At 71.2% G+C, this 13456-nt stretch carries 11 protein-coding genes and 1 riboswitch; of the genes, 5 read left to right on the forward strand and 6 right to left on the reverse strand.

Going from position 1 to position 13456, the window contains the following annotated elements; all coding sequences use genetic code 11:
* Nucleotides 1–121: 121 nt before the first annotated feature.
* From ACFVYS_RS07465 to ACFVYS_RS07485, 5 genes are all read right to left on the reverse strand, one after another.
* A complete protein-coding gene (locus tag ACFVYS_RS07465) occupies nucleotides 122–817 on the reverse strand; it encodes a hypothetical protein (protein WP_389499745.1) in 696 nt (231 codons plus the stop codon).
* A gap of 20 nt (nucleotides 818–837) precedes the next feature.
* Nucleotides 838–2802 carry a hypothetical protein gene (locus tag ACFVYS_RS07470; RefSeq protein WP_389499925.1) on the reverse strand — a complete coding sequence of 655 codons (1965 nt, stop codon included), beginning with the start codon at nucleotides 2800–2802 and terminating at the stop codon, nucleotides 838–840.
* An 85-nt stretch (nucleotides 2803–2887) separates the two neighbouring features.
* Nucleotides 2888–3643 carry a polysaccharide deacetylase family protein gene (locus ACFVYS_RS07475; protein ID WP_389499927.1) on the reverse strand — a complete coding sequence of 252 codons (756 nt, stop codon included), beginning with the start codon at nucleotides 3641–3643 and terminating at the stop codon, nucleotides 2888–2890.
* A gap of 110 nt (nucleotides 3644–3753) precedes the next feature.
* On the reverse strand, nucleotides 3754–5067 hold the full coding sequence (locus ACFVYS_RS07480) for a glycosyltransferase (RefSeq protein WP_389499747.1): 1314 nt from the start codon (nucleotides 5065–5067) through the stop codon (nucleotides 3754–3756).
* Nucleotides 5068–5161: 94 nt separating this feature from the next.
* Entirely contained in the window at nucleotides 5162–6226 is a 1065-nt protein-coding gene (locus tag ACFVYS_RS07485; RefSeq protein ID WP_389499748.1) for a GNAT family N-acetyltransferase, read from the reverse strand.
* Between the two features lie 290 nt (nucleotides 6227–6516).
* Between ACFVYS_RS07485 and ACFVYS_RS07490 the strand changes: the two genes are divergently transcribed.
* Nucleotides 6517–7341, forward strand: a complete 825-nt coding sequence (locus ACFVYS_RS07490) for an HAD family hydrolase (protein WP_389499750.1) — start codon at nucleotides 6517–6519, stop codon at nucleotides 7339–7341.
* Between the two features lie 145 nt (nucleotides 7342–7486).
* Here ACFVYS_RS07490 and ACFVYS_RS07495 read toward each other — a convergent pair whose 3' ends face one another.
* Nucleotides 7487–7960 carry a transglycosylase SLT domain-containing protein gene (locus ACFVYS_RS07495; protein ID WP_020130168.1) on the reverse strand — a complete coding sequence of 158 codons (474 nt, stop codon included), beginning with the start codon at nucleotides 7958–7960 and terminating at the stop codon, nucleotides 7487–7489.
* Between the two features lie 3 nt (nucleotides 7961–7963).
* A riboswitch (cyclic di-AMP (ydaO/yuaA leader) is annotated at nucleotides 7964–8191 on the reverse strand.
* A gap of 644 nt (nucleotides 8192–8835) precedes the next feature.
* Between ACFVYS_RS07495 and ACFVYS_RS07500 the strand changes: the two genes are divergently transcribed.
* The 4 genes from ACFVYS_RS07500 to ACFVYS_RS07515 all read left to right on the forward strand — a co-directional run bounded on the left by ACFVYS_RS07500 (nucleotide 8836) and on the right by ACFVYS_RS07515 (nucleotide 13420).
* On the forward strand, nucleotides 8836–9846 hold the full coding sequence (locus ACFVYS_RS07500; protein ID WP_389499752.1) for a polyprenyl synthetase family protein: 1011 nt from the start codon (nucleotides 8836–8838) through the stop codon (nucleotides 9844–9846).
* A 226-nt stretch (nucleotides 9847–10072) separates the two neighbouring features.
* Complete coding sequence (locus ACFVYS_RS07505) at nucleotides 10073–11353, forward strand: outer membrane lipoprotein carrier protein LolA (RefSeq protein WP_389499754.1); 1281 nt, start codon at nucleotides 10073–10075, stop codon at nucleotides 11351–11353.
* Between the two features lie 122 nt (nucleotides 11354–11475).
* Entirely contained in the window at nucleotides 11476–12492 is a 1017-nt protein-coding gene (locus ACFVYS_RS07510) for an ABC transporter ATP-binding protein (protein WP_389499756.1), read from the forward strand.
* Nucleotides 12479–13420 (forward strand): ABC transporter permease, encoded by a 942-nt coding sequence (locus ACFVYS_RS07515; RefSeq protein ID WP_389499758.1) that lies wholly within the window; start codon nucleotides 12479–12481, stop codon nucleotides 13418–13420. Before ACFVYS_RS07510 ends, ACFVYS_RS07515 begins: the two co-directional genes overlap by 14 nt.
* Nucleotides 13421–13456 lie beyond the last annotated feature (36 nt).

Below are 13456 nucleotides of genomic sequence, written 5' to 3' on the forward strand. Positions count from 1 at the left end.
AACCCGTTCCCCAAGCCGTCCCCCAAGTCGTCCCTCAACCCGTCCCCCGTGTGGTTCTCCACGCCCCTCACCCCGTCCGGTTCGGTCGGCTTGCGTGGTCCGCGTAGCCGATGCCGCCCCGTCATGTGTCACTGCCGCCGGAAGGCCTGCGCCTGACCTTGGCGCGCTCGACCGCGCCGCGCCGAGCGGCGGGCAGCGGTAGCCCCGGCAGGGCCGCGGTGACCGTGGTGAAGCAGGCGAGCGAGACCAGGAAGGCGGTCATCGAGAAGGCCTTCACCAGGAACAGCGAGGTGGCGGTGAGCACGCAGAGCGAGAGGCTGATGGGCGCGGCGAGCGCGACCGCCTCCAGCCTGGCGCCGGAGGCCAGGCGACCTGGCTGCGGATACAGCGCCGCGCAGCCAGGACCGAACAGGACGAACAGCAGCACCGGGATCCAGCGCAGCGGAGAGGGGCCGGGTACGGCGGTGGCGGCCAGCGCCGACCAGCCCGAGGCCGCGACGAGGACTCTCAGGTGCGTCGAGGTGAACCTGCTGCCCTCGGCCCTTTCGGCCTCGCCCGTGATCCCGGCGCCCACACCCCCCACGCCCATGTCCCCGGCGCCCACATCCACGCCCCCCGTGCCCAGTTCCCCGTGGCCCCCGTCCCCGTGGCCCAGTTGCCCCTGGCCCAGTTCTCCGTGGCCGAGGTCCCAGCGACCCGGCTCCCCGTGGCGGAGGCCCCCGTGGCCCGGTTCGCCGCGGCCGAGGTCTCCGTGGCCCCTGTCGGAGGTGTTCTCGTTGTCGATGTCGTCGATGTCCTCGGAGCCTGTGGTCGTCACTTCGATCACCTTGTGGTCATTCATCGGGTGGCCGGGCGGTACTCCAGGACGACGCCGTACGGATGGCTCTCGACGGTCCGGAAGAGGGGCGAGGCGGACAGCTTCGAACGCAGGGTCTCGAAGCCACCGGGCGGCAGCAGGCCCTCGCCGGCGGTGTAGATGTCCTGGGTGCGAGTGAGGACGACGTACGCCTTCGCGCCCGGTGGGATCCCGTCCGCGAGATAGCCGGCCGGATCCTTCAGCATCTTCTCGTTCTCGGGCAGCGCCTGTTCGGCGAAGAACCAGTGTTCGAGACGGTCGTAGCGGTGCAGTGCCTGCGGGAAGGAGCCGCTGGTGGCGAGGATCAGCGAGCCGTCGGGAGCGTTGTCGAGGGCCCTGGTGACCAGGGCGGTCTCGTCCGGCGGCGTGTAGAACATCTTCTCCTTGCCGTAGTACGACGGCAGGAAGCCGGCCAGCAGCACCAGCAGGACGACCGGCAGGGCGATGGACGCCGTCCTGCGCCGCAGTGCCTTCGCCCTGCTGCGGTGGGTCCCCGCGACGGCCGGCACCAGCGCGGCGGCGGCGAAGAAGGCCGCGCCGGGCAGGGCGAACAGATAGACACGGAAGAGCATCTCGCCGCCGTAGTCGTTGACGGCGAACAGCGGTACCGGGGCGACGGACACCAGCAGCAGGGGCAACGCGCTGCGGGTCAGCCGGCGCCGCAGTACGACGGCGGTCCCGGCGAGGACGGCGACCGCGAGCACCATCGCCACGTTGGCGGTGCCCGCGAGTTCCGGCCCGGGCCCGGTGAGCTGCCCCGCGTAGCCCGCGCGGGAGTTCTCCGTCAGTTCGCCGATCGACTTCCTGATGGTGGAGAGCGTCTCGACGAACAGCGGACGCCCCATGGTCAGGTCCCAGGTGAGCATCAGCAGCGCGGCGACGACCAGCAGCCCGTAGTTGCGGTAGCGGCGGGTGAGGCTGAGCGCGACCAGACAGATGGTGAGCATCACCGGGGTGAGCTGGTGTGTGGCGTTGATGGCGGCGATCAGCGGAGCCAGGATCACCACGCACACCGCGCGCTGTCTCCGTCCCGTCGGTGGCGGGACGGGCGCGGCCACCGGGTCGAGGAAGGTGCGGTCGCGCAGCCGTCCGGCGGACCCGGGCCGCACGAAGTGCCGCAGCACCACCGCGAGGACCGTCAGGTGCAGCAGGTACGCGAGCGCCTGCGGGGCGAAGTAGTCCTGGCCCACCCAGTTGGCGAGCTGGAAGATCCACACGGCGGTCCAGATCAGCCGCCAGTCCTCGCAGAAGGTGCGGTAGATCAGGACCAGCACCGGCATCATGAGCAGGCCGACGACGATCGGCGCCCAGTTGGCGTACACGGCGGCGTTCTCCGCGCCGAAGGCGCGCACCAGGCCCGCGTTGAGGGTGAAGAAGCCCGGCCACTGGTCGTACGCGGACATGTTGCCCGACAGTGCCGCACCCGGTCGCAGCTCACCGTTGGCGAGCAGTGTGTTGACGATGGCGTCGTGCTTGGAGGCCCACGGGTAGCGCACCGCGTCGTACAGCACCGCCGGCGGCGCCTTCAGCGCGAGGAGCAGCGCGGCGCAGTGCGCGGCCGGCCACCAGGGTGCGGTGCCCGCACGCCGCAGACTGAGGACGAAGCCCGCGGTGAGGACCAGCAACGACAGGTAGTAGGCGACCGGCAGCCGGTCCAGCAGGCCGTAGTCGCCCATCTCGCGGAAGCCGATGCGGGGCAGTGCGTACACCCACAGTCCGGCGGCGAGCAGCAGCGTCAGCAGGCCGGCGTCCGGTCGGCGGCGTGGGATCCGCCAGGGTCCGCGGTCACCGCCGGTGGTCGGGCCCGGACTACCCGGACTACTCGGACCGCCCGGACTGCCAGGGCTACTCGGACCGCCCGGGCTCCCCGGTCTACCGGGGCTGCCCGGTCCGGTGGAGAGGTCAGGGGTGGGCAGCTCGCTGCTCTCGGTGCTCGGTACGGGCACATGGTGTTGCACGTCGAGGCCCCCCTCCCTCAAGTCAACTATAGGAATTTTCTCTTCTTTTCACACCAAAATCGTCGAACTCGGCTCAACCTGCGAACACCGGCCCCCGCACGGCGGCGCGGGCGCGGCGGTACCAGCGCCAGCCGACCGTCTTCGGCCCGTCGCGGTACGGGGCGACACGGGCGCCGGATCCCGCCAGCCAGCCCCGGACATCGGCGACGGTGTGACCGCGGCGCACGATGAGCCGGGCGATGCGGTAGTGCTCGTCGCGGTCCGAACTGAGCGCGTGCCGTACGGCGGTGGCCGTCTCGTAGCCCGCGGCCGCCGCCGTGCGCCGTACCCGCCCGCTGCTGTAGCCGTGCGGATAGGCGAGATGACGGACCTGGTGGCCGAGGGCGTCCTCCAACACCGAGCGGGACACCCGCAGTTCGTGCGCGAGCGCCTGTGGGGCGAGGGTGTCCAGCTGGGCGTGGGTGACGGTGTGGCTGCCGATCTCCATGCCGTACCGCTCGAGTTGCGCCGCCTGCTCCAGCGTCATCATCGGCGCGGGCGGCAGCAGGCTGCGTCCGCCACGGGTGATCGCTCCGGTGGTGAGGTAGGCGGTCGCGGACAGTCCGCGACCGGCCAGCGCCTCGGCGGTCGGACCGGGCAGATCGGCGAAGCCGTCGTCGAAGGTGAGCAGCACCGGCCGGGGCGGCAGCGGCGCCCGCCCCGCGAGGTGGTCGGCGAGCGCGCTGATCGTGACGGGCGTGCGGCCGCTGTCCACGACGGCGTCCAGGTGCTCGCCGAACTGCTTGGGGCTGACGGTGAACTCGGCGATCCAGCCCGGCGGTTCCTCCATCACCGCGTGATACAGAAACACCGGGATACTCCCGTTGCCGCCGTTGCCGCCGTTGCCGCCGTTGCCGCCGTTGCCGTCGCTGTTTCCGCCGGCTCTGTGTGCGGACGCCGTCATCGCGCAGCACCTCGCAGCGCGCGCCGGGCCCGCAGATAGCCCACCGGCCCGTAGAGCATGCCGCGCCGCTGGAGCCGGGAGAGCCGGGCGGGCCAGGCATGGGTCCGGGCGTCGTGACCGCCGGGCGCGCCGTCCGCCGCGGGCTCCGCCTCCCGGCTCGCCGTCAGCGTCCGCGCGTGGGCGAGCCCCCGGGGCAGCCGGGCCAGGAACGCGGGCAGCAGGCCGGGCCGGTTGACGAGGATCGCCGTGAGGTAGGCGGTGAGGCCGGCGCCGTAGCCGTACGCCTGGGTCTCCAGGTCCCGCCAGGTCTCCCGGTGGTGGTGCCAGACCAGGGCCAGCGGGGTGTAGTGGAGCCGGTGGCCCCCGGCGAGGACCCGGACGAACCCGTAGAGGTCGTCGCCGCCCCGCGCGAGCGTCCCCGCCCCGGTCGCCGGGTCGAAGCCACCGGCCGCCCGCAGCACCTCCGTACGGAAGGCCATGTTGGCGCCGGAGCCGAAGCGGCCCGCGGTGAACGGGAACAGCGGTTCGTCGGCGGGCGGGTCCTGTGGGTCGTACATGCGGGCCGTGAAGCCCTTGGCGAAGCCGCCGTGGCTCTCCAGGAGGACCTGGGCGGGGGTCCGCAGCCGGGCCGGCAGGATCAGGCCGGTGGCGCAGCCGAGGCCCGGGTCGGCGGTGAAGGGTGCGGTGAGTTCCGTGAGCCAGCGCGGGTCCGCCACGACATCGTCGTCGGTGAACGCGATCACCTCGCCGTGGGCCGTCTCGACGCCCTTGTTGTGCGCGACGGCGAGACCGGGCGCCGGTTCGGTGACGTACCGCACGCGCTCGGCGTACTTGCGTTCGACCAGGTCCCGGGTCGCGTTCGTCACGGGCGCGTTGTCGACGACGACGATCTCGAAGTCCGGATGATCCTGGGCGAGCAGCGAGTCGAGGGCGTGCGCGAGCTTCTCCGCGCGCTCACGGGTGGCGACGACGACGCTGGTGAAGGGGACGGTGGCGGGCTGGGCAGTCGTGGCGGTCGGGGCAGCCCCTTCCGTGGGCCCCGCCGAAGGCGGCCCGGGAGCCTGCTCGCGCGTGGCCAGGTCCATGAGGACGGTCTTCGGGTCCGCGCCCTGCGGCACCGACCCGAGCAGCGTCCCGATCGGCCGCCCGCCCCTTCTGACCAGCACGAACACCTCGCCGTGCGTGACGGGCGGACTTCCCGGCCCCGGTCTGAGGACACCCCCGTGGTCCAGCTCCAGCTCGGCGACCTGCACCGGCTCGATGTCCAGGAACCTCTGTATCTCCTGCTGTGCACGTACAGCGCGGTACATGAACCCCCCTTGTCTCACGTCCGTCACGCCCGTCACGTCCGTCAGGCCCGTCGCGTCCGTCAGGCCCGTCGCGCCGGCCGGTCGGTGCCGCCCGTCACGGTCGGCGCAGTCGGCCCGCGCCCTTCAAGGTCCGTGCGGCCGCCGCGGCGAGCCTCGGCCGGCTGCGCACGAAGTGATGCGCCCGGCGGGACGGCTCACGGCTGAGCCAGTAGAGCGCGGAGCCCACCCCCGGACGCGACCACGCCCCCTCGTACACGGGGAGCTCCCCGGTCTTCAGCGAGTCCTTGTACTCGGCCGCGCCCCGCCCCAGGTCGAGCAGGCCGATGCCCTCGGCGGCGGCCGACTCGGCCATCCGCAGATGCAGCACCAGGCCCGGCGAGAACTTCGCCAACTCCGGTTCGTACGCGGGGAACCAGCAGGCAAGGACGGTCGACGACCGCAGTCCGAAGTGGGCGGCGATCGGTTGGTCACCGGCGTAGAGGACGGAGAGCGTGCCGGAGCACTCCGGCGCGCGGGTCTCGGAGAGCGCGTCCACGAGCCGGGTGATCCACTCCTGTGCGAACCGGTCCCGGCGACCGGTCCTGCGGTACTGCGCGGACTTCCACGCCATGAGCGTGCGCAGCGCGGCCGGATCGCGCTCGTCGAACACGAACCGCACCTCCCCGACCTGGCGGCCGAGCCTGCGCTCCTTGGCCAGCGTCGTCTTCAGGAACTTCGGCGACTGGGCGCGCAGCACGGACTCATAGGTCTCGTAACCCTTTTCGACGTCGATGACATAGGACGCGTACTCCTCGGCCGCCTGCGGGACGAACAGCGCCTGCTCCGCCTCCAGGTTGTCGAAGGCGAAGCTCGACAGCCCACACGCCCGCATCAGTTCGTCGGCGTTCAGCCCCAGACCCGGGGCCAGCACCGCGCCCTGCACGTCCGAGACGCCGTACGCGAGGGCCTGGCCCTGTCCGAGCCGGCCCCGCTCGTGGGGCAGGAAGCCGACCGGCTCACGCCCCTCGTAGACCACCGCCACCCGCGAGCGTGGCCGTACCTGGCCCACGGCGTCGGTGAACTCCGGTTCCATGAAGGGGTTTCGCGGCAGCGTCGACTCGGCACGCAGCGCGCGCCACCGCTCCCGCTCCCCCTCGCCGAGGTCCTGCGGCCTCAGCACACGAATACGCCCACTGCTCAACCTGACCCCCCGATCAAGTCCCCCTGGAAACCTGGACGGTACCGGTCCGCCTGGGCATCGCGGTAGGTAGCGTCCCATGTTGTTGCCAACCGGTGCAGAGGCCTTTAACCGTCCGCTACCCGACGATGTGCCAGAAAGCCGTTTCATTGAGTCGGTCGGCAGCCAGGCGTGCGCCAGGCGCACAAGGGGAGTTGGCAGAACCGGACAGGACTTGGACGTCGGCCGGTTCGCGTCGAACCCGGGGGGCCTGGGATCCGTATTCTCTGATCATGGCCGCACCCACCGCATATGCCGCGCGCACCGCGTACTCCCTCATCGCCACCGACCTGGACGGGACGCTGCTCCGCGGCGACGACACCTTCTCCGACCGGTCGCTCGACGCGCTCGCGCGGGTGGCGGCCGCCGGCGCACGCCACCTGGTGGTGACGGGACGGCCCGCGCCCCGGGTGCGCCCGCTGCTCGACCGGCTGCACAGCAGGGGGCTCGCGGTGTGCGGGCAGGGCGCGCAGTTGTACGACGCCGGCGCGGACCGTCTGCTCTGGTCGGTCACCCTGGACCGGGAACTGGCCGAGACCGCGCTCGGCAAGATCGAGGCGGAGGTCGGGCAGTTGTACGCGGCCGTCGACCAGGACGGTGTCGACGGGCTGACGCTCATCGAGCCGGGCTACCGGATGCCGCACCCGACGCTGCCCGCCCTGCGCGTGGGCCGGCGCGACGACCTGTGGTGCGAGCCGATCAGCAAGGTGCTGCTGCGCCATCCGACGCTGTCCGACGACGAGTTGGCGTCGACGGCCCGCTCGGTGGTCGGCTCGCTGGCCACGGTCACCATGTCGGGACCGGGCACGGTCGAACTCCAGCCCTGCGGGATCACCAAGGCGACGGGTCTGGCCCTGGCGGCCGAGCACCTGGGACTGCGGCCCGAGGACACCGTCGCCTTCGGGGACATGCCCAACGACATTCCGATGTTTGACTGGGCGGCCCGGGGCATCGCCATGGCCAACGCGCATCCGGAGCTCAAGGCGGTCGCCGACGAGGTGACGACGTCGAACGAGGACGACGGCGTGGCCGTCGTCCTCGAACGTCTGTTTCCGTAACCGCTACCGGCTACTGGCGGCCGGTTACTGGTCACCGGCTTCCGGCGGCCAGCTACCGGCGACCGGCGACCGGTTGTCGGGCACCGGCGGCCGACACCGGTGGCTGGCACCGGCGGCCGACACCGCTGACCGGTCGGCGGGATGGTCAGTACGCGCCGAACACGTTGTCGATCGAGCCGTAGCGCGCGGCCGCGTAGTTGCAGGCGGCGGTGATGTTCGCGACCGGGTCGTACGAGTCCCACGACGTGCCGTTGACGTGGTAGGCGCGGAAGGTCGGGTCGATGACCTGGAGCAGTCCCTTGGACGGGATGCCCGCGGCCGCGTTGGAGTCCCAGAGGTTGATGGCGTTGGGGTTGCCGGAGGACTCGCGGATGACGTTGCGGTAGATGCCGTTGTACGTCCCCGGGATGCCGTGCTGCCCCATGACCTGGAGGGAGGCGCGGATCCAGCCGTCGAGGTTGTTGGCGTAGCCGAGGCTGGTGGCCGTGGAGACGGCCGGGGTCGCCGCGGAGGCGGTGGTCGCCCCGAGGACGGGGAGAGCGAGCACGGCCGCGCCGGTGGCGGCGACGGCGAGCGTGCGGATGAAACGGTTGCGGCGCGGCTGAGCGGCAGCGGGCATGTCGAATTTCCTCTCCGGCGCCTGCGAGGTGAGCTGTCGGGTTCGGGCGGGAGCTGCCCGGTCGCGTCCTGACGGTCGCGGCTTTACCCCAAGCCGTACGGCCTGTCCGAAACGTCTTGCCTATCCAAGACGTCCGGAAATTCCGTTTCGGCGATTTACCTGGTTCCCCCGCTCCTGCCGAGCGTTATCGATGGGTGTGCGGGCGGCGGCAGGATTCGGCGTTCCGCCCGACAGGCCGGGAACGTATGCGAGAGCACATGTCCGAAACAAGTACCGGATTCACAGATCACCCCTATTGACCTTGGTCTGTGGCCTATGGGGTGCTTGATCCTTTGTGGGTGCAAAGCTTCAACTTGCTTGAGGGGTGCGGAGAATCGGTGAACGGTGAGCTCGAACCGGATCTCCATGGGGAGTGAGCCAACTCACCAGCGTTCACAAGAGCGGCGAATCGGGCATTAGTCCCAACTCATTGTTAAAGCACCGGCAATGGGGGGAGAACGGGAGCGGAGGGGAGTCGCTTCGCCTTGCGTCCGACGCGTCGCGGGGGAAGGGCGAAGGAAACGCGTGATCGTCGTCACGTGGAGAGGGGGCCGGGCGGGCCCGTCGGTCAGACAGGAGCCCCGGTCCGGGACATGAATCCCCGGTTCCCGGAAACTCGCTCCATGTCCGCTCATATGAGCTGATCAAAACCATATCGGGCGTGATCCGATACCGCCTGGCCTGCGGGGGCCTCCCGGGCGAGTCCATTCGAGCCCGCGGGACGTGGGGGCTATCGGTGATCGAAACGTGACCGGATACGCTGACTTGAGTGATGGCAGAGACCTATCGACAAACCGCGTAATCGCCAGTAGACACCAGCAGACAGGAGACCCCTCGTGACCGTCGTCGGGCCGTTCGGGCTGAGCGTGCGGGACCAGGCTCTGGAAGCCGATGTCCAGGCCGGATTGGCGGCTGTCGAGGAAGGCTTGCTCGAGGCCACCAAGAGTGCGGTCCCGTTCATCACGGAGGCCGCCCAGCATCTCGTGCGCGCGGGCGGGAAGCGGTTCCGGCCGCTGCTCGTGGTGCTCGCGTCGCAGTTCGGTGACCCGTACGCGCCGGGTGTGGTGCCCTCGGCCGTCGTGGTGGAGCTGACCCACCTGGCCACGCTGTACCACGACGACGTGATGGACGAGGCGGCCGTGCGCCGCGGGGTGTCCAGCGCGAACAGCCGCTGGGGGAACTCCGTCGCCGTCCTCACGGGTGACTTCCTCTTCGCGCGTGCCTCCCACATCCTGGCCGACCTCGGGCCCGAGGCGGTGCGGGTGCAGGCGGAGGCGTTCGAGCGGCTGGTCACCGGGCAGATCCTGGAGACCGCGGGGCCGACGGACGGGCGGGACCCGGTCGACCACTACCTCGACGTGCTCGGCGGCAAGACCGGCTCGCTGGTGGCGGTGGCCTGCCGTTTCGGGGCGATGATGTCCGGCGCCGACGAGACGGTCGTCGACGTGCTCACGCAGTACGGCGAGCGACTCGGCGTCGCCTTCCAGCTGGCGGACGACGTCCTGGACATCGCCTCCGACTCGCACGAGTCGGGCAAGACGCCGGGGACGGACCTGCGCGAGGGCGTTCCCACGCTGCCCGTGCTGCGCCTGCGGGAGCGGGCGGCGCGGCTGTCGCTGCCCGAGGACATCGCCCTGTGCGAGCTGCTGGACTCCGACCTGACCGACGACGCCCGGCACACCGAGGCGCTGGAGGCGCTCCGGGCCCACCCGGCGCTGGAGCAGGCCCGCCGGGACACCGTGCGGTACGCGAAGGAAGCGCGGTCCGCGTTGGCGCCGCTGCGGGAGTGCGACGCGAAGGCGGCGCTGATGGAACTCTGCGACGCGGTGGTCCACCGGGCGGGCTGACCCCGGGGACCCCTACGGGTCGGATGCCGCCTAGTCACCTTCGTGTCATACCGCAGGCGTATGTGGAGTTGAGCCCTCGGGTTGACGCTTCCCCCTGGCTGATTTGGTCAGATGGGAACCACGGAAAACACCACTCCTCACCGATTCGGGTGAGAATGGCGGCTTGGGGTGGGGACGTTCAGGCGTGAGATGACCAGCCGCCGCCGACGACGGAGGTAAGGCACACATGGCACCGAAGGCATCCGACGACACCACGACCGGCGGGGAGTCGACCGGCGCGGAAGCCGACGACCTGCGCCTCGGACGGCGCAAGGCCGCACGGTACATCGTCCCGGTCACCGTGATCGGTGTGGCGGCGGCGACGATCGGGCTGGTCCCGGCGCTCGCCGACTCCGGCGACCCCGACCTGCCGAAGATCACCGCACAGCAGCTCCTCGACAAGATCGCCGCTTCGGACGTGCAGCAGCTGTCCGGGACGGTGAAGATCAGTACCGACCTCGGGCTGCCCGACCTCGGCGGACTGGAGAGCGGCCTCCTCTCGGGGGCCACCCAGGGCGGCGACGGTTCGTCCGCCGACCCGTCCACCAAGCTCACCGAGCTCGCCGCCGGCACGCACACCCTGCGCGTCGCCGCCGACGGCCCGGACCGGCAGAAGCTCTCGCTGCTGGAGAACGCCGCCGAGTACAGCGTCATCCACAACGGCAAGGACGTGTGGGGGTACGACAGCGCCTCCAACGAGGTCTACCACTCGACCGCCGACGAGAGCTCCGGCGAGGGTGCCGACAAGGGCTCCGGCAAGGCGGAGACCCCGGTCCCCGCCACGCCCAAGGAGCTCACCGAGGACGCCCTGAAGGCGGTCGACGACACGACCTCCGTGACCGTCGACGGCACAGTCCAGGTCGCCGGTCGTGACGCCTACAAGCTGCTGGTCAAGCCGAAGCAGTCCGGTTCCACGGTCGGCGCGATCAGTGTGGCCGTGGACGCGAAGACGGGCCTGCCGCTGAAGTTCACGCTGACCCCGGCGAGCGGCGGCGCCGCCGTCGTGGACGCGGGCTTCACCCAGGTCAGCTTCGCCAAGCCCGCCGCGTCCACCTTCGACTTCACCGCCCCCAAGGGCGCGAAGGTCACCGAGGGCGACAAGGTTGGGGAGAGCGCCCCCGGGCACTCGGGCAAGCCCGACGACCTCGCGAAGGACCTCGAAGGCGTCGAGGGTGTCGAGGGCGCGGAAGGCCTCGACGGGCTCGACGGACTCAACGTTCTCGGCGAGGGCTGGACGTCCGTCGCCGTCTTCGACTCCGGTGGCGAGGGCCTGCCCTCGGGCGCGGAGGCCGGCGGCGACCTCGGCGGCTTCCTCGGCTCGTTCGGCGACAAGGTGACCGGCAAGTTCGGCTCCGGCACCGTCTTCTCCACCCGCCTGATCAACGCCCTGATGACGGACGACGGCAAGGTCTACGTCGGCGCGGTCACCAAGGACGCCCTGGTGAAGGCGGCGAACGCGGCGAAGTAGGCCGAACGGCCCAAGCATGCGCAGCGGTCGAGTGGTGAAGTGGTGAAGTGGCGGCGCGGGTGACGTAGGGCAGCGGCCGGCCTCCGAACACCGGAGGCCGGTCAGGCCGGAGGGGGAAGCCGATGGCGGAGTCAGCGCGGGAGACCGTGCCGGAGTCGGTTCCGGAGCTCGTGCCGGAGCCCGTACGGGTGCCTGTGGACGACGGCGCCGTCATCCACACCCGCGGCCTCACCAAGCGCTATCGCGGCGGACAGCTCGCCGTGGACGGCCTCGACCTGACCGTTCCGGCGGGGAGCGTCTTCGGCTTCCTCGGCCCCAACGGCTCCGGCAAGACCACCACCATCCGCATGCTGATGGGACTCATCGAGCCCACGGCCGGCTCGGCCCGCGTCCTGGGGCTACCCATGCCGCGGGCCGCGCGAGCCGTACTGCCCCACGTCGGGACCCTCATCGAGGGCCCCGCTCTCTACGGCTTCCTCTCCGGCCGCGACAACCTGCTCCGCTACGACGCCGCCGACCCGACCGCCGATCCGCGGACCCGGCGTGCGCGGGTCTCGGCGACGCTGGAGCGGGTGGGCCTGACGGCCGCCGCCGGCAAGAAGGCGAAGGCGTACTCCCTCGGTATGAAGCAGCGTCTGGGCCTTGCCGCCGCCCTGCTCCAGCCCCGTCGGCTGCTCGTCCTCGACGAGCCGACCAACGGCCTGGACCCGCAGGGCATGCGGGAGATCCGCTCGCTGATCCGGGAACTGGCCGCGGAGGGCACGACCGTCTTCCTCTCCTCGCACCTGCTCGACGAGATCGAGCAGGTGTGCACGCACGCGGCGGTGATGGCCCAGGGCCGGCTGCTCGTCCAGGGCCCGGTGGCGGACCTCGCCGCGGGGGCCCGCGGCCGACTGGTCGTGACGACGCCGGACCCGGCGGACGCGGCCCGGGTGCTGAAGGAGCAGGGGGCGGACGATGTCGTCCTCGGCGAGGACCGGGTGAGCGCCGAGGCCCCGCCCCCGGACCGGGATCTCGCCGACCTGAACGCCGCGCTGGTGACGGCGGGCGTCCGCGTCCGCGGCTTCGCCGTCGAGCGGGCCTCCCTGGAGGACGCGTTCGTGGCTCTCACGGGGGAGGGATTCGATGTCGCGGGCTGACACGGTGGACGACCGGAACCGGACGCCGGAACCGGAACGGTCCTTGACGCCGACCTCGGCGTCGGTGCGGACGGCGAACTGGACCTGGACCTTCGGGCTGCTCCGCAGCGAGCTGCTGACCACCTTCCGGCGCTGGCGCACCCTCGCGCTGCTGGGCGTGCTGGCGGCCGTGCCGGTGCTGGTCGGGATCGCCGTGAAGATCGAGACGAGCGACAACTCGTCCGGCGGACCCGGCGGGGGAGGGGGCGGCGGCGAGGGTCCGGCCTTCATCTCGCAGGTGACCAACAACGGGCTGTTCCTGGTCTTCACCGCGCTCGCCGTGACCCTGCCGTTCTTCCTGCCGATGGCGATCGGTGTCATCGCGGGCGACTCGATCGCCGGCGAGGCGAACGCGGGCACGCTCCGCTATCTGCTGGTCGCCCCGGCCGGTCGCACCCGCCTGCTGCTCGCCAAGTACGCGACCGTCATGATCTTCTGCCTGGTGGCCACGCTGGTGGTCGCCGTCTCGGCGCTGACGGTCGGGGCGCTGCTCTTCCCGCTGGGCGACCTGACGACGATCTCCGGTACCCGGATCGGCTTCGGCGACGGGCTGTTGCGGGCGCTGCTGATCGCCCTGGTCGTCGCCGCCTCCCTGACCGGGGTGGCGGCGCTCGGACTGTTCGTCTCCACCCTCACCAGCAGCGGCATCGCGGCGATGGCGACGACGGTGGGCCTGCTGATCACGGTCCAGATCCTCGACCAGATCCCCCAACTGCACGCCTTGCAGCCGTACTTCTTCTCACACCACTGGCTGTCCTTCGCCGACCTGATGCGTGAGCCGGTCTACTGGGACGACCTGGAGAAGAACCTCGGCCTCCAGGCCCTGTACGCGGCCGTCTTCGGCTCGGCGGCCTGGGCACGCTTCACGACCAGGGACATCACGGCGTAGGCGGCACGGCCCAGGCGGCACGCGGCCCAGACATCA

The organism is Streptomyces sp. NPDC058295 (assembly GCF_042880655.1).
Taxonomy (GTDB): Bacteria; Actinomycetota; Actinomycetes; order Streptomycetales; family Streptomycetaceae; genus Streptomyces; species Streptomyces coriariae.

Coding starts and splice junctions, on each gene's coding strand:
- ACFVYS_RS07490 (WP_389499750.1), top strand. CDS start 6,517: ATGGCCGCACCCACCGCATATGCCGCGCGCACCGCGTACTCCCTCATC.
- ACFVYS_RS07515 (WP_389499758.1), top strand. CDS start 12,479: ATGTCGCGGGCTGACACGGTGGACGACCGGAACCGGACGCCGGAACCG.
- ACFVYS_RS07510 (WP_389499756.1), top strand. CDS start 11,476: ATGGCGGAGTCAGCGCGGGAGACCGTGCCGGAGTCGGTTCCGGAGCTC.
- ACFVYS_RS07495 (WP_020130168.1), bottom strand. CDS start 7,960: ATGCCCGCTGCCGCTCAGCCGCGCCGCAACCGTTTCATCCGCACGCTC.
- ACFVYS_RS07505 (WP_389499754.1), top strand. CDS start 10,073: ATGGCACCGAAGGCATCCGACGACACCACGACCGGCGGGGAGTCGACC.
- ACFVYS_RS07475 (WP_389499927.1), bottom strand. CDS start 3,643: ATGGAGGAACCGCCGGGCTGGATCGCCGAGTTCACCGTCAGCCCCAAG.
- ACFVYS_RS07480 (WP_389499747.1), bottom strand. CDS start 5,067: ATGTACCGCGCTGTACGTGCACAGCAGGAGATACAGAGGTTCCTGGAC.